This is a genomic window from Candidatus Vicinibacter affinis (genome assembly GCA_016714365.1).
Lineage (GTDB): Bacteria > Bacteroidota > Bacteroidia > Chitinophagales > Saprospiraceae > Vicinibacter > Vicinibacter affinis.
This window is the reverse complement of sequence record JADJNH010000005.1, coordinates 2,373,908-2,398,924: the sequence shown is the minus strand read 5'-3', so window position 1 is coordinate 2,398,924 and position 25,017 is coordinate 2,373,908. Positions and strand designations below refer to the sequence as shown.

General features: G+C 34.5%; 24 protein-coding genes. 8 read left to right on the top strand and 16 right to left on the bottom strand.

Annotated elements, in window-relative coordinates:
- The first annotated feature begins 4 nt into the window (after positions 1-4).
- Both IPJ53_09455 and IPJ53_09450 read left to right on the top strand, forming a co-directional pair.
- Complete coding sequence (locus tag IPJ53_09455; protein ID MBK7799328.1) at positions 5-877, top strand: LysM peptidoglycan-binding domain-containing protein; 873 nt, start codon at positions 5-7, stop codon at positions 875-877.
- A gap of 35 nt (positions 878-912) precedes the next feature.
- A complete protein-coding gene (locus tag IPJ53_09450) occupies positions 913-2,271 on the top strand; it encodes a pyridoxal-phosphate dependent enzyme (protein MBK7799327.1) in 1,359 nt (452 codons plus the stop codon).
- Between the two features lie 31 nt (positions 2,272-2,302).
- Here IPJ53_09450 and IPJ53_09445 read toward each other — a convergent pair whose 3' ends face one another.
- Positions 2,303-3,034 (bottom strand): C40 family peptidase, encoded by a 732-nt coding sequence (locus IPJ53_09445; GenBank protein MBK7799326.1) that lies wholly within the window; start codon positions 3,032-3,034, stop codon positions 2,303-2,305.
- A gap of 80 nt (positions 3,035-3,114) precedes the next feature.
- Here IPJ53_09445 and IPJ53_09440 point away from each other — a divergent pair, with 80 nt between their 5' ends.
- Entirely contained in the window at positions 3,115-4,173 is a 1,059-nt protein-coding gene (locus IPJ53_09440) for a PorP/SprF family type IX secretion system membrane protein (protein ID MBK7799325.1), read from the top strand.
- Here the strand turns inward: IPJ53_09440 and IPJ53_09435 are convergent.
- Both IPJ53_09435 and IPJ53_09430 read right to left on the bottom strand, forming a co-directional pair.
- Entirely contained in the window at positions 4,170-5,675 is a 1,506-nt protein-coding gene (locus IPJ53_09435; GenBank protein MBK7799324.1) for a GH3 auxin-responsive promoter family protein, read from the bottom strand. The genes IPJ53_09440 and IPJ53_09435 overlap by 4 nt on opposite strands.
- Before the next feature lie 40 nt (positions 5,676-5,715).
- Positions 5,716-6,354, bottom strand: a complete 639-nt coding sequence (locus IPJ53_09430) for an outer membrane lipoprotein carrier protein LolA (protein ID MBK7799323.1) — start codon at positions 6,352-6,354, stop codon at positions 5,716-5,718.
- Between the two features lie 97 nt (positions 6,355-6,451).
- Between IPJ53_09430 and IPJ53_09425 the strand changes: the two genes are divergently transcribed.
- Positions 6,452-7,165, top strand: coding sequence for a TIGR02206 family membrane protein (locus IPJ53_09425; protein ID MBK7799322.1), 714 nt, complete (start codon positions 6,452-6,454; stop codon positions 7,163-7,165).
- Positions 7,166-7,186: 21 nt separating this feature from the next.
- On the opposite strand, the gene IPJ53_09420 is transcribed toward IPJ53_09425, so the two are convergent.
- Genes IPJ53_09420 through IPJ53_09405 form a run of 4 tightly spaced genes read right to left on the bottom strand, consistent with a single transcriptional unit; the run spans position 7,187 to position 12,248 of the window.
- Positions 7,187-9,148, bottom strand: coding sequence for an OmpA family protein (locus IPJ53_09420; GenBank protein ID MBK7799321.1), 1,962 nt, complete (start codon positions 9,146-9,148; stop codon positions 7,187-7,189).
- Between the two features lie 30 nt (positions 9,149-9,178).
- Positions 9,179-10,420: a hypothetical protein gene (locus IPJ53_09415; protein ID MBK7799320.1), complete on the bottom strand. Its 1,242-nt coding sequence runs from the start codon at positions 10,418-10,420 to the stop codon at positions 9,179-9,181.
- Positions 10,421-11,653 (bottom strand): carboxypeptidase-like regulatory domain-containing protein, encoded by a 1,233-nt coding sequence (locus tag IPJ53_09410; protein MBK7799319.1) that lies wholly within the window; start codon positions 11,651-11,653, stop codon positions 10,421-10,423.
- 4 nt (positions 11,654-11,657) lie between these two features.
- Complete coding sequence (locus IPJ53_09405; protein MBK7799318.1) at positions 11,658-12,248, bottom strand: aminodeoxychorismate/anthranilate synthase component II; 591 nt, start codon at positions 12,246-12,248, stop codon at positions 11,658-11,660.
- 47 nt (positions 12,249-12,295) lie between these two features.
- Here IPJ53_09405 and IPJ53_09400 point away from each other — a divergent pair, with 47 nt between their 5' ends.
- From IPJ53_09400 to IPJ53_09385, 4 genes are all read left to right on the top strand, one after another.
- Positions 12,296-13,270, top strand: coding sequence for an aminodeoxychorismate synthase component I (locus IPJ53_09400; GenBank protein MBK7799317.1), 975 nt, complete (start codon positions 12,296-12,298; stop codon positions 13,268-13,270).
- Positions 13,271-13,274: 4 nt separating this feature from the next.
- Complete coding sequence (locus IPJ53_09395) at positions 13,275-13,853, top strand: aminotransferase class IV (protein ID MBK7799316.1); 579 nt, start codon at positions 13,275-13,277, stop codon at positions 13,851-13,853.
- Positions 13,854-13,861: 8 nt separating this feature from the next.
- Positions 13,862-14,518, top strand: a complete 657-nt coding sequence (locus IPJ53_09390; GenBank protein MBK7799315.1) for a YggS family pyridoxal phosphate-dependent enzyme — start codon at positions 13,862-13,864, stop codon at positions 14,516-14,518.
- Positions 14,519-14,678: 160 nt separating this feature from the next.
- Entirely contained in the window at positions 14,679-15,077 is a 399-nt protein-coding gene (locus IPJ53_09385; GenBank protein ID MBK7799314.1) for a hypothetical protein, read from the top strand.
- A gap of 49 nt (positions 15,078-15,126) precedes the next feature.
- Here IPJ53_09385 and IPJ53_09380 read toward each other — a convergent pair whose 3' ends face one another.
- The 9 genes from IPJ53_09380 to IPJ53_09340 all read right to left on the bottom strand — a co-directional run bounded on the left by IPJ53_09380 (position 15,127) and on the right by IPJ53_09340 (position 24,934).
- Positions 15,127-15,963, bottom strand: a complete 837-nt coding sequence (locus IPJ53_09380) for a DUF2911 domain-containing protein (GenBank protein MBK7799313.1) — start codon at positions 15,961-15,963, stop codon at positions 15,127-15,129.
- A gap of 318 nt (positions 15,964-16,281) precedes the next feature.
- Positions 16,282-16,983, bottom strand: coding sequence for a sulfite exporter TauE/SafE family protein (locus IPJ53_09375; GenBank protein ID MBK7799312.1), 702 nt, complete (start codon positions 16,981-16,983; stop codon positions 16,282-16,284).
- On the bottom strand, positions 16,984-17,421 hold the full coding sequence (locus IPJ53_09370; protein ID MBK7799311.1) for a FixH family protein: 438 nt from the start codon (positions 17,419-17,421) through the stop codon (positions 16,984-16,986). It lies immediately after the preceding gene.
- Between the two features lie 13 nt (positions 17,422-17,434).
- Positions 17,435-18,829 (bottom strand): cytochrome c oxidase accessory protein CcoG, encoded by a 1,395-nt coding sequence (ccoG, locus tag IPJ53_09365; protein MBK7799310.1) that lies wholly within the window; start codon positions 18,827-18,829, stop codon positions 17,435-17,437.
- Between the two features lie 2 nt (positions 18,830-18,831).
- Entirely contained in the window at positions 18,832-19,983 is a 1,152-nt protein-coding gene (locus IPJ53_09360) for a c-type cytochrome (GenBank protein ID MBK7799309.1), read from the bottom strand.
- Positions 19,984-19,995: 12 nt separating this feature from the next.
- Positions 19,996-20,157 (bottom strand): CcoQ/FixQ family Cbb3-type cytochrome c oxidase assembly chaperone, encoded by a 162-nt coding sequence (locus tag IPJ53_09355; protein ID MBK7799308.1) that lies wholly within the window; start codon positions 20,155-20,157, stop codon positions 19,996-19,998.
- Between the two features lie 9 nt (positions 20,158-20,166).
- Positions 20,167-22,284 carry a cytochrome-c oxidase, cbb3-type subunit I gene (ccoN, locus tag IPJ53_09350; GenBank protein MBK7799307.1) on the bottom strand — a complete coding sequence of 706 codons (2,118 nt, stop codon included), beginning with the start codon at positions 22,282-22,284 and terminating at the stop codon, positions 20,167-20,169.
- A 3-nt stretch (positions 22,285-22,287) separates the two neighbouring features.
- Positions 22,288-22,446, bottom strand: a complete 159-nt coding sequence (gene ccoS, locus IPJ53_09345) for a cbb3-type cytochrome oxidase assembly protein CcoS (GenBank protein ID MBK7799306.1) — start codon at positions 22,444-22,446, stop codon at positions 22,288-22,290.
- A gap of 88 nt (positions 22,447-22,534) precedes the next feature.
- Positions 22,535-24,934, bottom strand: a complete 2,400-nt coding sequence (locus IPJ53_09340) for a heavy metal translocating P-type ATPase metal-binding domain-containing protein (protein MBK7799305.1) — start codon at positions 24,932-24,934, stop codon at positions 22,535-22,537.
- Between the last annotated feature and the right edge of the window lie 83 nt (positions 24,935-25,017).

The window sequence follows — 25,017 nt, the reverse complement described above, 5'->3', positions numbered from 1 at the left end:
GAATATGAAGTCATTATCGATCATTTTGACAATTTTACTACTTTGCTCGACATCAAGCACTTATGCACAAATAAACCCATCGGATAAAATACCTTCTCAATTATTGATCCAATTTGATGACCAAAATAATCCGTTTATTTTAGTTCAGGTAATAAAAAACTTAAGTCTTTATTCAATTTGTAAAACTTATAAAATTAGCGAATCGGAAGTTTACAATTTAAATCCTGACTTAAAAAGAGGTATTATTCATGAAAATGAATGGGTGAAAATACCAATTTCGGGGGTCCTAACATATAAAGCTGAAACTAATCTTCCTAATTGTTTATCTAAAGTGTTCTATCAGGTAAAAGCAAAAGAAACGCTTTATGAGATCATACGCACTAAGACGAAACTTAAACTCCTGGAATTGATTGAAATGAACAAACTAGAAAATGTCAATTTAAAACAAGGCCAACTTTTACAGATTGGCTGGGTTGTCCGATGCAGTAAAAAGGAAGCCGGCAACCCAAAAATCGAAATAAATGAAAAAATGAATGAGGATATCCAGGAAGCTACTAAATTGCCTGATGATGAAGTTATAAGACAAGCAAAATCAGGCAGATTAATACCTTTTACCCAAGAGTCCCGTGGGGTCGGTGTATGCCTTAATAATAATTACAGAACCAACGATTTATTAGCATTACATGCGAAGGCTCGCCGAAATTCTCTAATCGAAATTCACAATCCAATCACAGGAAAAACAGTTATGGCCAAAGTAGTTGGCAAAATACCAAGAAATTACCCAAAGGAAGTTCAGGTTGTGGTATCAAGTGAAGTGGCGAGGGAACTTCTTATCGTTGATTCTAAATTCTTTGTTTATCTGAAATTCGGTATTTGACAGTTTAAGTCTAATTTTGCATAATAAATCTACCAATGAAGTATTACAAGAACATATTAGAGACCATAGGAAATACCCCATTAGTCAAACTGAATAAAGTTGTATCACAAGTTCCGGCCCTTGTTTTGGCAAAAATTGAAACTTTCAATCCTGGCAATTCCATAAAAGACAGAATGGCAGTTAAAATGATTGACGATGCAGAGGTTGCAGGTAAACTCAAGCCGGGTGGCACCATTATAGAGTGCACCAGTGGAAACACAGGTATGGGTTTAGCCCTGGTAGCATGTGTGAGAGGCTATAAATGTATTTTTACTACCAGCGACAAACAATCAAAAGAAAAAATTGATTTGCTTAAAGCACTAGGGGCAGAAGTTATAGTTTGCCCCACCAATGTTGAACCAACTGACCCCAGATCTTATTATTCTGTTGCTGAAAAATTAAGTAAAGAAATCAACAATTCCTTTTGGTGTAATCAATATGACAACTTAAGTAATTCACAGGCCCATTATGAAAGCACAGGCCCGGAAATTTGGCAACAGACTGAGGGTAAAATTACGCATTTAATAGTAGGTGTAGGGACAGGTGGCACGATTTCTGGAACTGCCAGATTTCTAAAAGAAAAAAATCCCAACATTAAAATCTGGGGAATCGATACTTATGGTTCTGTTTTTAAAAAGTATCATGAGACCGGAATTTTTGATGAAAAGGAAATCTACCCTTACATCACTGAAGGAATAGGTGAAGACATTCTACCAAAAAATGTTGATTTTTCAATTATTGATTTATTTGAAAAAGTCTCTGATAAAGATGCCGCACTTGCTGCCAGGAGACTGGCTAGAGAAGAGGGAATTTTACTTGGTTATTCAGCAGGTTCTGCCTTGGCAGGCTTGATCCAATTGTCCGGAAAACTTACCAAAGATGATGTAGTGGTCTTGATTTTTCATGACCATGGCAGTAGATATATTGGCAAAATATACAATGATGACTGGATGAGGGAAAGGGGCTTTCTCGATTCTGAAATAAAAGTAAAAGACCTAATATCAGCTAAAAAGGATAAAGCATTCTATTATGTACAATCTGTAGAAAAAATACGGAATGTCCTCAAAATTATGAAAGAAAGAGACATTTCTCAATTACCAGTTCTTGAAAATGAAAACATCATTGGCACTGTGTCTGAGAACTCTATTTTATCTTTCATTCTTGAAAACCCATTAGATAATGCAGACAAGGAAGTAAAACTCATCATGTCTGATCCAATGCCTAAAGTTTCAATGGACCTTCCTCTTAGTTTGCTAAACAAATGCTTTTCAGAAAAAATACCAGGTGTGATTACAAAAGATCAAAATGATCATTACCATGTGCTCACCAAATATGACGTCATCAGGGCACTCTAATAGAGTAATAAAATTAGAATTTGACTTAAAATTAAATTATCCTTCGAATCGAATGAAGCTTATGGGTAATTAATTGGGTCTCCTCTCTGAGAATTCCATCATTTGTAAGGCGATCTATTCTGACTTTTCCTGATGCATGAATAATTTTATCCTCCTGCATGATTATTCCTACATGGCTGATTTTTTCAGAATCGGTCGTAAAAAAAGCCAGGTCCCCTTGATTCAATTCCTTCAGAGAATCTATTTTGTGACCAATGTTGGACTGCGGTTGGGAATCTCTTGGTATGTCAATTCCTAATAGCCGGTAATACATTTGACTTAATCCGGAGCAATCAATTCCAAAAACAGTCCTTCCTCCCCAAACATAGGGGCTTCCTAAAAATATTTTTGTGATCAGATCATTAGCTGACTCCAAATTAAGAGGAGTTTTTAATACATTTATTTCGCCTAAGTTTCCGGGATAAAGTTGATTTTCTTCTACATAAGAACCAAAGGGAATTCTTAGCATTCCTTTTACAGTTTTGATTCGTATTAATGCGTCTGCAACCAAATTTGGTCCCTTTTTAATATAATCCTGATAATCTTCATTTGGCTGAATCCAACCATTGTAATCATCATGTAGGCATTTAATATGAACCCAACTACCACTCTTTTCCAATACTTGATAAGCTTCACCAAAAAGTATTTGACTGACACCTTCTGACTTGTGATCTGGCATTCTCCTCAGAAAAGTTAAAGGATCCTGAAATATATAATTTTGCATTCCCGAAATTATAAAAAAATCACTTTCCTGACCACAATTTGATTGTATCTTTATGCTGGAGATGCTTTTATTTATTGATTATGCGTATTTTAAAGATTGTTTTTTTTATATATCTGACATTGGATTTTAACAAGGGTCAAAGTCAGGATATTAGCTTTTCACAGTTTAATTCTCTTGGTTCTTATTACAATCCGGCACTTACTGGATCATTTGACGGTAATTTTAAAGTCAGAATGATCAACAGAGATCATTGGTTGAAGTTTGCAGATGCTCCTTATAGAACTTTTGGAATTTCCGGAGACATTAAGTTTGATCAAAACGACAAAGACTTTAAAGGTGATTTTTTGGCGTTGGGTGCTTTTTTCATTTCTGACCGAGGTCAAATTTTAGATTGGAACAAGAATGAAATGGGTGTTTCTATTGCCTACCACAAACTTCTTGATAAGTTAAAGAAGACATACCTGAGTGGTGGTATTGCATTAGGAATCCTTCAAAGATCTATAAGTTACGACAACATATATTTTGAAGACCAGTTTGACGGATTAGATCGATACAATGGAAGTACCTCTGAAATTCTTCCACAGAACATACATGCCACACCTGACCTAAAATTTGGTATTAATTACAATACACAATTATCAAAATTATGGGGTGTTCAGATCGGAACAGGCATACATTATATTTTTAAGCCCAATTTTTCATTTTACAAAAGTCTTGAGGATATCAATTACAGTGGCTCTAAGGAATCTAAAGCATTGATCAGGACAAACACCATACTTAACTTTTCATATAAAATCGATAATTTTAGACAACTCTTCCCAAAATTATACTTTGCTACACAGGGCCCTTTGCAGATTTTACAAACCGGAATAAATTACAGACAAGCCTTTTACTCACTTAATCAAACAGCGATGCATGCCGGCATAGCGTTGAGGAGTGTATCTTCAACTTCATTTATTACACCCGTGGATTTTGGACTTTTGTTAGGGTTTGAAGTAAAAAGGTTTATCATCGGGATGCAATACGATATTGGATTACGAGATGCAATCAAATACCAAAACCCTACACATTCTTTTGAAATCAGTATTTCTATTGTAGGCGATTATACAAATGAGGGTTTTATATGTCCTGAATTCTAAGATATTAGGATCTGATTAGCTAGTTCGTCTGCAATTTTTCTGTCGTTACACAAACGCTGAACTTTAAACTGTTCTCCGTATTTTTTTATGCTTATCATGTAATCCTTAAATCCGTTTCTTTTAATGGGTCGAATCTTTAGTGTATCAAGTATTCTTCCATTGATTAAATCTTTGTAATAATTATTCCGTTGCATCATCGCTTCATCTAACCTTGCAGAAATTTCATTTAGATTTTTAGGTTCATCTTTGAATTCAATAAACCACTCATGATATGGTAAGTCATTATCCGTTGGATTGACTTGTGGAGCAACTGTAAATTCAATTACTTGCAAATTGAATAAACTTTGAATTTCACTCAAGGCTCCTTCCACTTCAGATGCAATTACGTGTTCTCCAAAAGCGGAAATAAATTGTGAAACCCTTCCTGTAACTTTTAGTCGGGGTGGATTAAGGGAGCAAAAGTTAACAACATCACCTAAAAGATAAGCCCATAAACCAGCATTTGTCGACAAGACTATTGCATAATCTTTATCAATCTCAACTTCTTCGAGAGACAATCGAATGGGATTGGTTTCGTGAAACCCATCTAATGGTATAAATTCAAAAAATATTCCTGATTTACTAACCAATCTCATGCCATCCAAATCCGGATTATCCTGATATGCAATAAATCCTTCACTGGCTGGGTAAGTTTCCAAAAGTGAAAGTTGTTCTCCGACCAGTTTGTTAATTCTGTGATTATAAGGTTCATAATTAACACCACCATGAATATAAAGCTCAAGATTTGGAAATACATCTTTTACACATGACTTTCCAGTCTTCTCCAGGATCTTTTCAAAAAACATTTGAATCCATGGTGGTATTCCACTCACTACTCTGAGATCCCGGTGAAGTATATCTTCAATAATCTTTTCCACTTTTAATTCCCAGGGTTGAATCAAATTGGTTTGATGATCAGGCAATTTAGCCTTGGAGAACCAGGATGGTATTTCATGATTTACGATGCCTGATAAGCGTCCTACGCCAATTCCATTGTGAAATTCAAGTTCCGGTGATCCAGACAAAAACAGCATCTTTCCATCAAAAATCATAGTATCTGATCTGTGATGCACATAAGAAAATAAGGCATTTCTAGCACTGTTTAGATGATTTGGAATACTGGCCCTTGTAATAGGAATAAATTTGGTGCCGCTCGTTGTACCTGAAGTCTTGGCCAAATACTTAGGTTTTCCAGGCCAAAGTACATTTGGCTCACCATTTTTAACTCGCTCGAAGTATGAAATGTGCTTTTCATAATCACCAATAGGCACATTTTGTTTAAAAGTATTATAATCCTTAATTTTGGAGAATTTAAAATCTTTTCCAAAAGAAGTCTTCAATCCGCTGATTATCAGTTGATTAAAAACCTGATTTTGATTTTTTACAGAATGGGATGCAAGTTTCTCTTCTCGCACACAAATCACCTGGGCGGTGGCTTTAATTAAACTGGATTTGATACTCATATAAAGTGCAAAAGTACCAATTTAAGTCTTTTGAATTGGATTATTCATCACGAAGATCTTCCACATGTAACCCTTTAAGTTGACCGGACTCCATTGTGAACTTTTGAGAATTCAAAACTGCATTGGAAACAATTTTTTTATTGTTTATGGTAATTCGATCTCCATTCTTCTCAAATATCTGCAATTGAGTCATTTGAACATCTGTCTTGCGGATTTTAATTTTTACTTTAAAAAAACTTTCCGTTCTCTCAATTGGTACAAATTCAATTGTCAAGAACTTTGAATCTTCTGATTCAATTTTATATTCATATTTCCCTGATTTATATAGACCGGCAAAAAACTTTGGGTGATATACAGCATCTTCTTCTTTGGAGGAAGTTATTTGAACTTCCTTTCTGTCTTTAAAATAAGTATACTGGGTTTTGCCATCAAAATAAACTTCATGATCAGGTAAAATCAGACTAAAGGAACTGCCTTGATAAGCAAAACTGCCGGATTGAATATTCGTTTTATGCTCAGCTGGCTTGGTCTCGATGGTTAAGTCAATCTTAAGGCTTGAAAATGAATTATATACTGATTCAACCTTTTTTAGCCATTTGGTGGCTTTTGGGTCAGGTCCTGAATAAACTTTACCCAGAAAAAAAATATAAATAAAAACCAAAGCTAAGTATCTCATCATTTTTAACTTTAGACTGTAATTGTTAACAAAGGTATTTCAAAGTCTGTTAAAAAATACTTAAAATAGCTAAAAGCCTTATTCATATTACTTAGTCTGCATGCCGCAACCAAAACTTTACGACGAAGATTTATTTAGAGCATTCACTCTGGAACATCTTTTACCTGTCTTATTCTTTACTTTACTATGCATTCTGTGGATAAAGTCTTCAAAAGCCTATACAAAAGTTGTTCAAATTAGACAGGCACTCATTTTTTCTCTAGTGCTTGCTGGAACGAATATTATTCTAATGATATTTAAATTTACACAAAACAATTTAAGTTTAACAGAAGACTTACCGTTTCATCTTTGTAATTTCCTCACATTAGTATACCCTGTTACTTTGATTTATCAATCGAGATGGTTCTTTGGAATACTTTATTTTTGGGTCCTGGTGGGTACATTTCAGGCTATCTTAACACCAGAACTCAAAGAGAGTTTTCCTCATCCTATATATTTTAAATATTGGTTGGTACATTGTGGTTTGGTAATGCTGGTAATCCATGGAATATTTGTACTTAATTGGACTGTGTATAAAAAAGATCTATTCAATGCAATTATAGGTGCCAATGTATATTTGGTCTTTTCATTTATAGTAAACATTACGTTCGGGAGTAATTACTTTTACTCGATGCACAAACCTAAGACAGCTTCTTTATTGGATTATCTTGGACCATGGCCCTGGTATTTAATTTCAGGACAATTAATCATGGTGTTTTTATTCTATTTATATTTTCTGCCAATTCATTTAAAAGCTAAAAAAACAAACCTTTAAATTAAAAAGTCCATCAGACGTCTATTCCACCAAACTTATTTTAAAAGTGGACCGTCTGTTTTTTTGGTGTTCCTCCTCAGAACACAAATTACATTCACAAGGCACAGCAAATTCACGCTCTCCAAAGCCAATATAATCAAGACGATTGGATGAAATACCTTTATCTATCAAATATTGATAAACTGATTTTGCACGATTCCTACTTAATTCCAAATTGTATTTTTCTTCTCCCCTGCAGTCTGTATGAGATCCAATGAGAATTTTAATTTTAGGATTGATGATCATAGATTCATACAATTTGTCAATAGCTGATAATGCATCTTTTCGCAAATCCCATTTGTCAAAATCATAATACACGTCTTGCAATACAAATTCCTTATTTAATTCAAAAGGGATCAAAGTCATCAGATAATTTAATGTGATGGTACTGTCAGCATCCAAGACCGGAACAGATGGAGTTGTAAAAGTTAAAACTGAATTCAAAAACGATCTTCTGGAGGCTCTAATTTCATACTTTGTATCTGGCAATAACTGAAGAATAAGGTTGGTCTTTTTACCCATAAACAGGACGTCCTTAGGATCATTACTCATTTGGATTTGCACAGAATCTAAGGAAGAATTATGCAGATGCACAGTGTATTCTTCTGCACGACTAAAATTAATATTTACATAAATTCTAAATTTGTAAACTTCCTTTTTTACCTTTTCAGGCTGAGAAACAGATTTTTTTACTATTGTGAACTGATAAATTTTATCACCATCGCCTAAACGATTGCTTGTAAACACTCCCCTTTCCAGCAAAGTATCACTTGGAATAAAATTTGGATCATGGGAAAAGACCAAATCGTCCCCGCCACTGTTGACAGGATAATCAAGATGTTGTGGATCACTCCATTTGCCATTGGACATGCGCCAAGTTTTAAATATATCCAAACCGCCAAAACCGGGAAGGTGATCAGAACAGAAATACAAAGTATCCTTAAACCAAACTGGAAATTTTTCATTGCCCTGTGTATTAATTGACTCGCCAAGATTTTGAGGCTCATTCCATTCTCCTTCCTTTTTTTTGGCTACGTATAAATCAAATTGGCCAAATCCATTAGCTCTGTCTGAAGAAAATATTAAAATACTGTCAGAATGATGAATTGCCGGATGTATATTATTACAGGATCCCCCACCTAAATCTATTTTTTCTGACTTATCATTGCCATCCATAAAACCCTCGTAAATCTGGCAGTAATAATCTGTCAACTCAGTGTTGGCGCATCTTGTAAAATAAATCAATTGTTCATTTTGATCAATGCTACAACTTCCCTCATTAAACTTTGTGTTAATTGCAGTACTCAATTGGCGAACACTCATCTTTGACGGATCATAATTGAATAAATCAAAGTAGAAATTCCCAGACCATTGATATTTTTCTTTCCCTGTAACTCCCAACCTATCAGATGAAAAGATAAGATTACCAGCTTTAGTGTAAACAGCCCCAAAATTATTTGAATTATCATTTATTCCTTCTGCTAAACTAACTTCATAATGGACAGGCAGCTCTGCTTTTTTCTTCCATTCAATACACAATTTGCAAATGGCTATATCTCTTTGGTATAATTGAGGTGTGCCTGATTCTTCACCAAGCAATCCGAATGTACCAATTGCCGCTTCATAATCCTCATTTTGTTTTAAAGAGAAAGCATATTTCTCCAATGCTGCCAATCCATAGCCGTGTTCGTATGCTCTTTTATACCAAATCAAACTTTTGGAATGCAAACCCATTTTTTCATAAGAATGACCAATCTTGAATGCCAGCACTGCTCTTTGGCCAAGAGACGGTTTTTCTTCATAATCCTTTAAAAGAAGTGAAATTGCCAAAGAATATTGCTTCAATTCATAAGCCTCTCTTCCTGATTTACTTTTAATTCCTGTAAAACATGAAGTGGTAATTGTTACAATCAATATTACACCAATAAAAAAAAATACTTTCAATTTCATTAAAATTTTAGCAACATTCATCGACTATCTGCCCAAATTTAACAAACTTTCCATCCCAATCCGGATGTAAGACGGGCTCGCAGATCCGCTGTAATAAGATTTCACCCAATCAATCCGAAAAATTCTGAATGCCTTATACCCAATATTTCCCAATCCAAAACTAATTTCTTTATAAAGTCTGTAATCTGAAGTACTCAACATGGATACTTTAAATAACTCAACCAAACCTAATTTGTTGATCCCCGGTATCCGGTCAAAAAGCAAACCTTGAAAATCATGTTCGAGATGCATGGAAAATAAACGCTTTTTCTCAATAATCTGGTATATATGCAGACCTCTGAAGAAATTTGGGTCGGTGGTTTGTGTATAAAAAATAAATGGATTTCCGTTAGCATATAGACGTTCCGGAACATCCGCCAATGGCTTTAAAGGAAGGATAGAAAAATAACTGGACACAATAAAATTGCCCCATCTAACCAAACCTGCTTCGTACCTTACAGATAAATCTATTCTGGGGGCCCATTCCTTTTCAGATACATAATAGTTTGACTGAAGGTTTAAATTAAAAATGGGCCATTTCGAACCAATTTTTTGAATCTCCAAAGGCGTTTTCCAAACTTTTGTTCCAGGCTGATATCTAACTCCGAAACTAAGTTGTAACAATTTAGGATGATTGATTGTAAGTAAAGAATCCTGAATTCCGGCACTTCTGTTGGACTCAAAAGATTTATCATCGAAGCCAAAACTAAAGTCGGTATGATTATCAAGTACTTTTCGCTCAGCCAACTTTAAACTTAATCTAAACCTAATATCATAACCGATGTCTTGCGCCCATCCCATTAAAATAAATTTCTCATCAAACATTTTTAATCTATTCACTTTTAAAAAAAGCGAAGTCAGTCCATTGCTAAATCTATCAACCAATCCAAAGGGTGAAAATTCATTGATGGCATACCCAAATTTAATAAATGAAATTCTATTTTCAAAAGCATCCATTTTATAATTAACCCCGAATTGTGCTCTAAATCTTTTTTCAGAAAATCCATAATTTAGCGCAAGATCAGAATTCAAACTTCTACTCCAATCCAGTTTTTTTAAAAAAAATGAATGACGAATTTTAAAATCAATCAGTCCTCCCTGGACGGGATTATAGCAAAGGAACTGAAGTAACCCGTTTGTATTGAGATACATTCGTTCATAACTATTCCTAAAATTATATCCCATGAGGACACTTGAATAACTCCAACGATTTGCAATTCGATCCATCTAATCAAGGTAAGGTCTTGATTCTTTAATTAATTTTATACTATCCTTCCTGACATAATCAAAAAATTCCTCCTGTGTTAAAGGTACTGGTCTCACAGTATCCCAATAATCCTTGCTTTTTGTATTCGCGCCAGGCAATATTTCTAGAGTTTCACGCTTATTTTTCGATCTTTCTAAATCTTCAAATTGATAATCAGAATAAACGATTGTAAATTTTCCTTCCATTTTGAATCCAATAATTCCAGCATTGAATCCAAAATATTGGCTTTGAATTTTTTGTTGATGTTCCCCTTCTGGTTGAAAATGAGTTTGTCTTAAAAAAATAGTATCAAAAATTTCCTGCTTGACTTGACTTCCCTTGATATAGCCATCAAATTCTGAGATAACAAATTTTTGATCTTCAATGTAAATATTGCCAGACCATACCGGATCATTTGCTACTATTGGAATAAGTTTGATTTTATGAATTTGACGACCGTCCTGATCTAAACTTGTGCCCAATAATTTGTAGCGATAATGGCTTAGGGCATAATCGGCAATTGGAGAAATAATCTCCCTCCCAAATGGTACCGTGTTTCGGTATAAATTAAAATTCAATGCAGTTGCTCTATTAAAACTAAAACCATTATCATTGCCGGAAACTTTTGAGCTTATCATCCTTTCCTGATAATTGTCAGGTTTTTTATAGTTCAATTCTGAAATAGATTCAGATAAATAAACAATTCCTTGTCGGTTGGTATCTAATTGCCCATTAAGATTACCTATATCTTTTCCCAATATTTTTTTTGGAGCACTTAGAATTTTCATCAATCCTTTTGTATACGAATTACAAGAATAATCCTTTGAATATCGTTCTACGAGTTTCCTTTCGAGGATGGCTTTCCTGATGATGTCATATGCAGGATCTTCTCTTTTAGCACTAAAAACAATTTCTCCCAAATTAAATTTCGATTCTTTCAAGATAATCGTCAATTCAACCTTTCCTCCTTTATAGTGAATGCTTTCAAAATGCTTTATATACCCGGTATATTGAAACACGAGTTTATAATCGCCGGGTTCAAGCCCTAATTCAAATTCACCTTCTGAATTAGCAATTGTTCCTTTTGTTGAATTCTCCAAATAGACACTCGCAAATGGAAGCACCTCCCTGTTTTCATTATACACAGTGCCAACAATTTGTGCATGGACGAATACTGGAATAAAAATTATAAAAAATATAAAAAATCCTTTCATAAAATCACATGCTCCTTTTAAGCCAAGCACCCAACAAATCCCTACCTATCACACTCATATAGGACTCCGGATGAAACTGTAACCCTTCTACCTCATAGTCCTTATGCTTAATACCCATGACAATCCCTTCCTGGCTCATGCAAGTAATATTTAGCATGGAAGGAAAATCTTCAGATTTTAAAGCCCATGAGTGATACAACGCAACTAATGCAGGCAAAGAAATTCCGTCTAATAAAGATCCCTTAATACCCGGCCCAGGAAACAATTGAATGGTCTGCCCATGCTGAACCCTGGCAAGCTGATCTAATTTTGCACCATAAAAGCATCCAATGGCTTGATGCCCCAGACAAATACCCAATATTGGTTTACGATTTTGAAATAACCTGATTATTTCAAATATAGACGGGTAATCGGAAGGAATACCGGGACCTGGGGAAATTAAAATCTTGTCATAATCATAACAAACATTGATTACATCAACGCTATAAGTCCTTACTGCGACCTCAGCCCCCAGATTCTCAAGCAATTGAACCAAATTATAGGTAAATGAATCCTTCAGGTCAATAAGCAAAATTTTAGGTTTCTTTGTCACCATTCATGATAATTACTCGTAAAATTAGTCAAGAAATTTAATTTTGTAGCATGAACCAATTCATCCCTTATCAACAAGCTATTGAAAAGATAGACAGACTCCAGGCTGAAAAGGAAGATTTTATATTTGTTTTAAATTTTAACAAAACATTTGGCTTCTGTGAAAAAATAGTTGACCTTGACACAGACCTCATAAATTATGAAATAAATCAAAAAATTAAGTACTCAATTGCTGCCAAATCATTTACTTTTAAATACAAACCAATTCCATATTCAGTTTATTTAGAACATTTTAATCAAGTAAAAAATCAAATTTCGCTTGGGAACACTTATCTGGCAAATTTGACATTCAAAACAGAAATTGAAACCAACTTAAATCTATTAGAGATTTTTAAATTAAGTAAAGCCAAATACAAGCTTTGGATCAAAGACCAATTTGTAGTTTTCTCGCCTGAGTGCTTCATTCAAATTAATGAAGGAAAAATCAGTACCTTTCCAATGAAAGGAACTCATAAATTGCAAGAAGGAGAAAAGCCGGAAATATTACTTGAAAATCCAAAAGAAAACGCAGAACACCTGACTATTGTCGATTTACTCCGAAATGATCTGAGCATAGTTGCTACGAACGTAAAGGTGAACAACTTTAAGTATTTAGACCAGTTAAATACAAACAATGGCATTATCGTACAAATGAGTTCAGAAATTTCAGGAAATCTAAAAGAAAAGTATTTAAAAAAATATGGGACACTTTTAGATTTAATTCTCCCGGCAGGTTCTGTGAGCGGTGCTCCAAAAGCCAGGACTCTTGAAATTATTCATGAGGCTGAGGACTATGAAAGAGAATATTACACAGGGGTTTTCGGAATATTTTCTAATGGCAAACTCGATTCTGGCATTATGATCAGGTTTATCGAGGAGAAAAATGATCAATTGTTTTTTAAATCAGGTGGAGGCATAACCTATAATTCAGATCCGCAACTGGAATACCAAGAATATATGAACAAGATTTATGTTCCCATTTTTTGAGAGCATGGCCTTAATTGGAGGTAAGATCAGAAACTTATCTTCCCATCAAAGTAGAATCAACCGCACTTTTGGACGATTTTATCCAGGATACACACCACATGAAATTCAAAATATAAATTTTGATATACAAGATAATCCAATCCAAATTTATAAAGTAAAATTATCTTACAACCTTCTGGATTATTTGATTCAAATTACTCCTTATGAAACAAAATCAATTGCAGGAGTAATGCCCATTCCGCAACCTGAACTTAATTACTCTTATAAATATACCGATAGAGAAATTTTAAATTTTCTAAAAAACAAATTCCCAGAAAATGTCGAAATTTTGATCATTAAAAATGGAAAAATTTGTGACACTTCCATTCACAATATTATATTAAGCAAAAACAACAAATGGTTTACTCCGTCAGAACCGTTGTTAAATGGCACAATGCGCCAATTTTTGCTTTATAAAAAAAAGATAACAGAATGCGAGATTTATTTAAAAAACCTTGGCGAATACAAAAATTTCAAATTAATAAATGCTTTAAATTCCTTTGAAGACAGCCAAACTCTTCCCATTGAATTAATAAAAATCTAATTGATTATATGACTAACTATGAATTGATTAAATCGGAGTGCTCCAAGTATCAAGCAAAGTTAATTGTGGTTACTAAATTGCAAGATCCTGAAAACATCTTAAAACTATACAACCTGGGACATCGTTATTTTGCTGAAAACAAAGCCCAATTGCTGACCCAAAAAAAAGATTTACTCCCTAATAACATTGAATGGCATATGATTGGTCATTTACAAAAGAACAAAGTCAAATCAATAATTTCATTCATTGCTAACATTCAATCAGTTGATTCATTTGAGCTGGCATTAGAGATCAACAAACAGGCTCAAAAGATCAACAGAATAATTCCCATTCTGCTTCAGATAAAAATATCATCGGATGAAAGTAAATATGGTTTTGAAATAAATGGCTTAATGGATTCTTTGAAGACTGATCCCTGGCACTTATTGGAAAATATTGAAATTAAAGGTGTCATGGGGATTGGCAGTCTTGTTACTGATCGTCAAATCACTCGCAAAGAATTTAGACAATTAAAAAACAATTTGGATAAAATCAACAGGATGACAAATTATAAATTGAGTTTGACAGAAATCTCAATGGGTATGTCAGGGGATTACCAAATAGCTCTGGAAGAGGGCTCTACCATGATTAGAGTTGGAACGCTGGTATTCGCTGATCTAACTTGAGTAGTTAAAATTCGTTAATTTTTCACTTCCATTTTTTAATAATACAATTTTGAAAACTAGATAATTGTGAAATAAATCAATAATATTCAAAAAATACATTAAATTTGTTAGCCCGTCAGTATTTCTTCAAGCACTTTGAAGAAAATTAAAATTCAAGTATATGTCAGTTTTAAAATTTTCTATAATATTTATAGTTGCCTCTATGGCTATGATATCTTGCTCCAAAGATTCTGATGGTGCTACCGGAGAATATACAGGAGACCTTATTGCCTTGACAGGTTTTACCGGGAGTGGTAAAATTTCAGCCAACTTAGATGGAAATTTGCTGGATCTAAATGTTTCTTTTAATGGTATCAATCCTGCTCTTGCGGCTTATGCCATTGAGGAAAATAATGGGATAAAACGAATTCAGAACATTGGCGCTAATCCCAGTTCTCCTTTCAATGCTAAAATAAATTTGGCCGACAGCAGCGTAGTATTATTGAATAGCGGCAAATTTGGCGTTGAAATTCTAACAACCGGTGGAGCTATTTCGGTGAGGGGATTTTTAAAAAAATAAGTCCCTGAAGCCTAGGCCACAAGGACTTATTCTGTTTATAATTTAATTATTAATTTCTGCTCCATTCTGCAATGGATTCATTGTTCATTTTTACATAATCCTCGTTACCATCTGCTGCTGCCAAAGCTTTTGACCTTTGGGCTACTTCCACAGCCTCTGTTCTGCGGCCAAGTTTTGCAAGAATAAGAGATTCAATTCTCAATTTCCAATACTTGGCATCCATGGTGTTGGATTTTTGTATCCATCCTAGTGCTGTATTTAGATCCTTACCTGAATCAAAATAATATCTGGCCGCCAAGTAAAAGTCATCTGAACTTGGCCCTGCAAGTACTTTTTCAATGTTTTTTACAACTTTGGTATCTACGTCTGTTTTCATTTTAACTGATACTCCGGTATTTTCCCATTTTATATTTAATGTTGCCTCATCATTTTTTATGTCATTAATGTCTATGGTGAAAGTTTCATAAGAAGTAGTTAATAACTCAGGAATAGCCTGAACTCTGACAGCTTCTTTTGAAATATCATAATTTTTAGGAGTGCCTGGTTGATCCCAATCTGAATAGAATATTAAATCCCAGGAAAGTTCGCCGGGAATTGAGTACAATGCATAACTACCTTTTGGCAAGCTCTTTCCTTCAATAGAAACATCATCAGTAAATGTAATTTTAGTTGCTTTATTGGCGCCGGTTCGCCAAAGTGCATTAAAATCTACTAACTCTCCGAAGACCTTTCGATTCTTCATGCTTGGTCTGGAATATTCAATGGTAACCAATCCTAAACCAAATTTTTGCTCGATTTTACAAAACGGACTGGGAGCAGGTGTTTGAATTTGAGCATATCCACTAAATGATATACTTAATAAAAGGCAAAAAACTAATTTTTTCATAAGGCTGAATTTAATTTAAAAGAATAGAAATCAATTACTTAGAAGTAAATGTTTTTTTTCTAAAAAAGTTCATTGTATTTTATATTAAACATTTTCATAATATATACTATATTTGCATGTACTAACTAAAAACACGATTTATGATTATTGCTTCAATTTGTACAGTTTGTTTCATTTGCTCTTGGTTTCTGATACAGCTTAGGACCTCAGAACAGGAATAATTACCTGATAATTAAACACATAAGTAAGAGATAATTCGGAGTACCTTGTAATCAAGAGCTCTTAATGATCGGTTTACTTAGATTAAGCTGGATGGGTTTACTTTTTATGACAGCAATTCAGAGTTGAATTTTCTGCTAATTTCGGGCTTAAATAAGGTATTCCTAAATTCATTCCTCTCATAATAAAAAGCATTGACAGTGTCAGACTGAAGACAAGGGACATTGTCTTGAAATTTTTACCAAAGCTACTTGTAATAAGTCTTTTAGAATAAATTATTATGCTTAATGAAGGAATGGTAGCCAGACCAAAAATCATCATGAATACTGAAGCTTTCAAGGAAGAATACATTAAAACTGATGCCGCCAGGGCAATGTATACAATTCCACAAGGAATCAATCCATTGGCAACTCCAAGATAAAAAATAGAATTTTTACCAGACCGCTTTAACAAGCTTGCAGAGATCTGACTTAAATTTCCGAAAAGTTTATTTTGGTAAGTTCTTGTGCTTTTAGTTATATATGGGAATAGACTGATAATCAATATAGAGACACCAAAGAATAAAGAAAATCCTTGCTGGTATCCTAAAAGCTTAAACCCCATTCCAAAACTCCCTAAAATGAACCCTAAAAAAGCATAGCTCAAAGTTTTGCCCACATGGTACATTATGAGACGGTAGGTAGAAACATCCCCATTTAAATCCTGGAACGGCATAGCCATAACCAATGGACCGCACATCCCCATACAATGTAAGGAACTTCCAAGCCCCAAGGTTAAAGCTGAAATTAGGAAAACAACCATTTAGTTTATAACTGTGATTTCATCATAATAAAACTTTCCGGTAGCTTCAATGGAAACCTTTAAAATGGACTTTCCTTTACCCATTTCGGATCTTGGAAAAGAATATACATAGTTCGCCGGTGAATGAATGTCCATTTTTCTATCAAGTGCTTTTGAAGGTGGATAGTACATATATAACTCCCCTTTCAATCCGGAACTATCTAGTGAACGGTTTATATTTACTATTACGAAATTTTGATTTAAGGATAATTGAACTATTCCCCCATCAAGACCGGAGGTATTTCGTTTGCCTTCTAAGTACTGTTCCATTTTTTCCTCCTTTGCGTAATAATTGTCCTCGGCCATCTCAAAATTGATATTCAAACTTAATATCACCATAAAAATAATCCCCAACGCTCCTACAACATAGGCAATCAACACTTTATATCCAAAATTCATATAGTCTGGGATGTTATAAAAATTCTACAAAAATCAAATCTTTCCGAGCCAGAATCTTATCCTTACTTTTAATTAATAATTCCAATTTTCTCTTATGTTCTTTAATTTGATTCTTTTCCAGTCTAACAAAAAATAAACAATCTAGTTTTGTTCCTCCTGCTATTGAATCAATCTTTTGACCAACAAACTCGATTGTACCAATACCGTCCTCCATCGAAAGTGAAATAGGTATCGTTTTCTTTCCCTTGTTTGTTAATTTTAAAGAATAAAAATTTGAAACGCTTCCATCCTGATTTGTTTGAAGGATTTGTCCAGGAACTTTTAGGACAACAGAGTCAATTTGTGTTCGAGTAGCTAAAATATATACAAATAGAGCAACCAGCGCTACTAAAATACCGGAAAAAACTTTAATTCTTGGCGTAAAATTAAAGTTTTTATTAGTTTCTATATTATTTACGGAAGCATACTTAATCAAATCGGGTTGCCTTTTAACTTTTAACATCATCATATTGCATGCATCAATACAAGCAGTACATTGAGTGCACTCAAGTTGTGAAGAGCCGTTCCTTATATCAATTCCGGTCGGGCACACTGCTACGCACAAATTACAATCTATGCAATCTCCTTGTTGATCATCCAATTTATGCTTTGTTCTTGGTTCTCCTCGCCTTGAATCGTAGCTAACAGCAAGTGTATTATTGTCAACTAATACTCCCTGCAGCCTACCATAAGGACAAACTACTGTGCAGACGATTTCCCGTACAAAAGCAAAAACAGTATAAAATACCAATGTAAATACCAGTATTGAAATTAAACCAATTATATGATATTTCAATGGGTCGGAAATCAAGGTTAACCACTCATCCTTACCTATAATGTACAAAAGGAAGGTATTGGAAATTAAAAACGAAACAAATAGAAAAACTAAATGCTTTAATATTTTACGAACGCCTCTCTCCAGGTTAAATGGTTTTGAATCGTTTAGCTTTTGAATATTGGCGTTTCCCTCTATGAGATATTCGATCTTTCTAAACACCATTTCCAGAAAAACGGTTTGTGGACATACCCAACCACAAAACAATCTCCCATAAATCATTGTAAATACAATGATAATAAAAATAAAAGTCAGCATGGCCAAACCGAACATCACAAAATCCTGAGGAGTAAAAACCACAGTAAATATTACAAACTCGGCCTTCGGAAAATTAAACATTAAAATCGGGCTTCCATTTATACTTAAAAACGGAAGGACAAAAAAGACAATTAAATAAAAATAGCTTAGGTAGGACCTATAATTATACCATGTACCTTCAGGCTTTAAGGCATAAATCCACTTCCTTTTTCCCTTTGAATCAACCGTAGAAATACGATCCTTAAAATCAACATCATTCTTCGGTTGTAATGCCATTCTTATTTAGTTAGTGATGTCGAATCTACTGCTTTAGTATTTTTTGTAGTATCAACTGATGGTGAACCGGACGATTCTTCTACATATAGCTCTCCTTGTTTCTCCTTAGGATTTGGTGGATTAGAACCCCTTAATGATTTAACAAAGCTTGCTAAATTAGCAATCTGTCTCGGACTAAAATCTTCTACCCATGATTTCATGCCTTTTGCAGGTACTCCATATTTTATGGTTGCAAAAATATCCTTCAAGCCACCTTTGTTAATCCAGTAATCATCCGTCAAATTTGGACCAATACTACCCTGCCCTTGTGCAAGATGACAGACTACACAGTTTACTTTAAATAACTCAGCTCCTTCTGCAATTCCTCCTGCATCTGACATGACCACTGAATTCTCATCAATTGATTCTGCTTGATTCTTCATGTACTCGGCCTTTGCCTTGGCTGCTATGGCTTGGGCAATACTCAGTTCTTCAAGTGGTAGTGGAGCTGAATATGCAATATGATATCTATACATGTAAACAGCACCAAACAAAATGCAGCCTAAAAAAGCGAAACTCCACCAGCCCGGAACTTTGTTATCCAACTCACGAATTCCATCATAATTATGACCTGAATCAATTTGATATTCTTGCTCAATAGGTCTAAAATTATTTGCCTTTCTCCAAATTCTGGCCAACCATGAATCTCTTATCTTTGGTTCCAGTATTTCAGATTCCGGAGTTACGAATCCTTTAATTTTATTGGATATAAAAACAATAATGATAAACTCCAAAATTCCTAAAATTATCATTGCCCAAATATCCATAGGAATCAATCCCCAATCTATCAATAATACTGTTGTAGATTGAGCATTTGATTGATTTGGGAACATCCAAAAACTTAGGGTAATCAATCCTGAAACCAGCGATAAAATTTTTGAAGAATTCCCATTGATTTTGTTCCTTAAATATTGCTTTGAGGCTGCCAGCAATGCATTTCCTAAAACAACAATAATTATTAACAAAACTAGACATACAAATATCATCATGTACCTGACCATGTCATATGGATCATTTTGTACAGGAGTATTATTTGCCACTCCACCCTGACTATAAATTAACTGGTTAATACCAAGAATAGCTAGAATTATTGAAAATAAAAATTTTGATTTCATAAGTTTTAAATATTAAGACTCCAATGGAATTTTAGCGTATTGACTGGATTCTTCCTTTTTCATAGAAACCACATAAATCAATACAAATACAAAAAAACTAACAAACAAGACCAAACCCACCAAGGGATAAATATTAACATGATCAATTGAGCATAAATAATTCTTGAATTTCATCTTTCTAAATTATTTATTTTGATTTAACCTTCCATCAACTCCCATTCTTTGCATATAAGCAATCAATGCAATAATTTCTTTATTGGGATCCGCATCAATTTTCTCAGCTTTCAATCTCCTATAAACTTCTATTGCCTGAGCCTGCAGATCATCATTTGCTTTTTCATCATATTTTTCCGGATATGGTACCCCCAATGTCTGCATAGCTCTAATCTTGGCCGGGGTAGTATTTAAATCAAGATCATTTTCATATAGCCATGGGTAGGCCGGCATTATAGATCCCGGAGAGATCAACGCAGGTTCACGCATATGCAAATAATGCCAGCTGTCCGTGTATTTACCTCCTATCCTTGCCAAATCCGGGCCGGTTCGTTTACTGCCCCATTGGAAAGGATGGTCATATACAAACTCACCTCCTTTTGAAAATTCTCCATAACGAGCTACCTCATCCCTGAATGGCCGTATCATCTGGGAATGGCAATTGTAACAACCCTCCCGTATGTATAGATCCCGACCTTGTAACTCTAAAGGTGTATAGGGTTTAACTGAAGCTATTGTGGGTATATTTGACTTCACTAAAAAAGTAGGAACTAATTCAATTAAACCTCCTATGGCAACCACCAATAAACTTAAAACCAACATCATTAGAGGTTTGCGTTCTATAATGTTGTGCCAATAAGTTTGCATAACTGTGAGTGGTTGGCTTTTCAAGGCAAGACCTTCAGCAGGTTCGTCAGCCTGAAATTTACCGGATTGGACTGTTTTATATAAATTATAAACCATCAATCCCGCACCATAAAGAAAAACTGTTCCTCCCAAACCCCTTACGATATACAGCGGAATTATTTTGGTAACCGTCTCCAAAAACTGATATTTCAACTGACCGGCTTCCGTAAATTGTTTCCACATGAAAGCTTGAGAAAATGCACTCCAATACATTGGTATCGCATACAATAAAATCGCAATTACACCAATCAGAAAATGCGTATTGGCCATTTTGGTTGAATATAATTTAGTATTGTAAATTCTTGGAACCAACCAATACAACATACCAAAAGTCAAAAACCCATTCCAACCCAAGGCCCCGATATGAACATGTGCAATGGTCCAATCTGTGTAATGTGAAATTGCGTTTACGTTTTTCAAAGACATCATAGGTCCTTCGAAGGTGCTCATTCCGTAACAAGTCAAGGCCACTACAAACATTTTCAAAACCGGATCTTCCTTGACCTTATCCCAAGCACCTCTTAATGTAAATAAACCATTCAACATTCCACCCCAACTTGGTAAAATGAGCATAATACTAAAAACCGTTCCTAATGACTGCGCCCAATCAGGTAAGGCTGTGTACAATAAATGATGAGGACCTGCCCAGATGTAAATAAAAATTAATGCCCAAAAATGTATAATACTCCATTTATAGGAATATACCGGGCGATTTGCTGCTTTGGGAACAAAGTAATACATGATCCCTAAGTAAGGTGTTGTCAAAAAGAACGCCACGGCATTATGTCCATACCACCATTGTACCAATGCATCTTGAACACCTGCGAAAAAACTGTAGCTGTGTGTTAAGGATGTTGGAATTGCAAACGAATTGACGATGTGAAGCATGGCAACCGTTATCCAAGTTCCTATATAAAACCAAATGGCCACATACATGTGCCGCTCCCGTCTGGTTAATATGGTCCCAAACATATTGATTCCGAAAATGACCCAGATTAATGCAATCAGGATGTCTATAGGCCAAATTAGTTCGGCGTATTCTTTTCCTTCTGTAAGTCCAAGGGCAAGGGTAACAGCCGCCAATACAATAATTGATTGCCATCCCCAAAAATGAATTTTACTAAGTGTGTCACTCCACATTCGAGTTTTTAAAAGTCGTTGGAGTGAATAGTACACACCTGTGAATATTCCGTTGCCTACAAAAGCAAAAATTACCGCATTCGTATGGATGGGCCTCAATCTGCCAAAAGTGGTGAAAGAGAACCCTAGATTCCAGGAAGGAAAAGCCAATTGAAAGGCAATTATGACTCCCAGTAAAAAACCAACAATACCCCAAATAACAGTTGCGTAAGCAAAATTTCTAACATTGGTGTTGTCGTAATAAAATTTCTGTAGCTCCATAATCTAATCTATGTGGTTAATGTCTTTTGAATCAAATAAAATTCTACGAGGGGGGGCATAATCATCATCAAACTGACCATCTTGAACGCCCCAAATAAATGCAACCAAAAAAAAGATGGCAACAGCCAAGCTTATTAGTAAAAGTAATATAATGACCTTCAATACGTAAATTTTAACAAAAGTCCCTTTAATATCTAGTTTCACAAATAATGTCAATCAGATTAAAAAATGATTTTAATCATATTGAATATCAATTATTTATATATTTATAAAAATATTTATTTTCAAGCATTTTTACCATAAAATAGCTTAACAAAATTATACTAATGGATGAAATGGGCATCAAAATTGCGGCTACAAAAGGTGTAAGCTGAGCGGATACCGCAAAGCCAACTCCAATGATATTGTAAATGATCGAATAGGCAAATACCACTCTTATGAGCAGTTGCGATTTGCGGGCAACTTTCAAAATGGAATGGATCCTAAACAAATGATCACCCGCGAGTAAAGCATCTGAAGCCGGAGAAAAACAAAATGAATCATTTACTACTGCGATGCCACAATCACTCTGTTTTAAAGCTCCTGCGTCATTTAATCCATCTCCAACCATTAATACCTTCTTCCCTGACAATTGCAAACCTTCCACATACTGTCTCTTCATCAGAGGAGATTGACTTGCCAGTAGTGATGTATTTGATGGAAGAAGTGAGGAAATATTTTCAAGTTTCATTACGGTGTCACCACTTAATACTCTTAATTGATATCCGGATAAATTTCGAAGTGTATCACCTATGTTTTCCCTAAGTTTTTGTTTTAATAGAAATTTACCAAGGAATCTTTCATCAATCGAGCAATATACAATAGATTCAGTCGAGTTCTCTTCAGGTTGACCCAGAACAAACATTTTGTTACCCATTTTTATATTGGAATTTCCAATTTTAGATTCTAAACCAAGATGTCGAAACTCCTTATAATGGTCAGGTATAAAAATTGAGTGACTTTTATATTTGGAAGCAATCATTTTACCCAAAGGGTGACTTGAATTATCTATTGAAGAAATCAATAAATTTAATTGCTCATGAGTCAAATTTGATCCTACAAATTCAATATCCTTTGACTCAGGTTCTGTGAGCGTTCCGGTTTTATCAAAAACAATTGTATCGATTCCAGCCAAAGATTCAATAACCAAATGATTCTTTAGGTATAAGCCGTATTTTGAGAATAATTGAAGTATATACCCATTAGTGAAACTCGAAGTTAATAAAAGAGAACATGGACATGCCACGATCAATACTGAACTCAATGCGTGAATAGATTTCGAAGGATCTATAAAATACCAGTAGGTACCTGCAATAAATGAAATCAAAAACACAAGTATTGAAAAATAACTGCTCAATTTATGAATGACTGACTGATCTTGCTTTTCCTGATAAAAAACCTGGTTGTTCCAAAGGTCAACAAAACTGTTCTTCGAAAAAGGTTTAAGAGCTAGAATTTCTATGGAGGCATCTATAACCCTTCCTCCCTGATAAATCATTCCTCCTGTATCTATTCTTTTTTCGTCACTTTCTCCGGTAATAAAACTGTAATCTATTTTTGCCTCCCCTTTTGACAAGATTCCATCCACTGGACAAATTTCATCATGTCGTAACTTTAAAACATCAGACACAGAAATTTCATGAAGTAAAACGGGTACCTCTTTGCCATGGTCCAGCTTGGTAACTGCAACAGGAAAATAAGTTTTATAATCATGATCAAATGATAATGAAGCTTTGGTTTTCGATTGAAAATACCTTCCAACCAACATAAAAAAAACAATTCCAGACATACTGTCCAGAAATCCTGGTCCGATTCCGGAAAAAATTTCATAAACACTTCTTACAAAAGTTACCACAATGGCCAGAGAAACGGGTGCATCAATGTTTAGGTATCGGCGTTTGATACCAATCCAGGTCATTTTAAAAAATTCCGCTGCACCATAAAAAAAGACAGGTAAAGCAAGAATAACATTTAAATATCTGAATGTTAAACCCAAATCTTTATCTTTTGATATCTCCAATCCTAAATATTCCGGAAAACTCAAAAGCATTATATTGGCGAAACAAAAGCCAGCGATGCCAATCCTGTAAATCAAAGATCGGTCTACCATCTTTGGAGATTTCTCATCCATTTTCTCCAATGAAATATATGGCTCGTACCCTATTGAACTCATTAACTCAACCACTTCCCGCACGCTCAGGAAATCTGAATTGATCACAACCTTTACTATTTTTCTATTAAAATCGACTTTTGAACTCAAAATATTTGAATTCAATTTGTGAAGATTTTCAAGTAGCCAAAGGCATGAAATGCAATGCATCTGAGGAACTTCAAATTTAAGATGCGCCCATTCTTTATCTTTAAATATAATAAACTTACTGGAAATTTCAATCCGATCGAGATATGCAAATCGGTCAGATTTTATGGACTTCACTTTTAGTCCCGCCCCTTGTTGAAAGTTATAATAATCACATAATTGATTTTGATTCAGCAAATCATAAACTGTTTTACAACCATAGCAACAAAAAACTTTGTCTTCTATACAAATTGAATCATCGCATTTATCACCGCAGTGATAACACTTTAAATCAGATTCAATCAAAACACTCATTACTTAAAACTAAAATTACAAAGCCCAAAGCTATTACTTATATGATTAACTTAGAAAATTCATATCATTTCAATGGATGATTT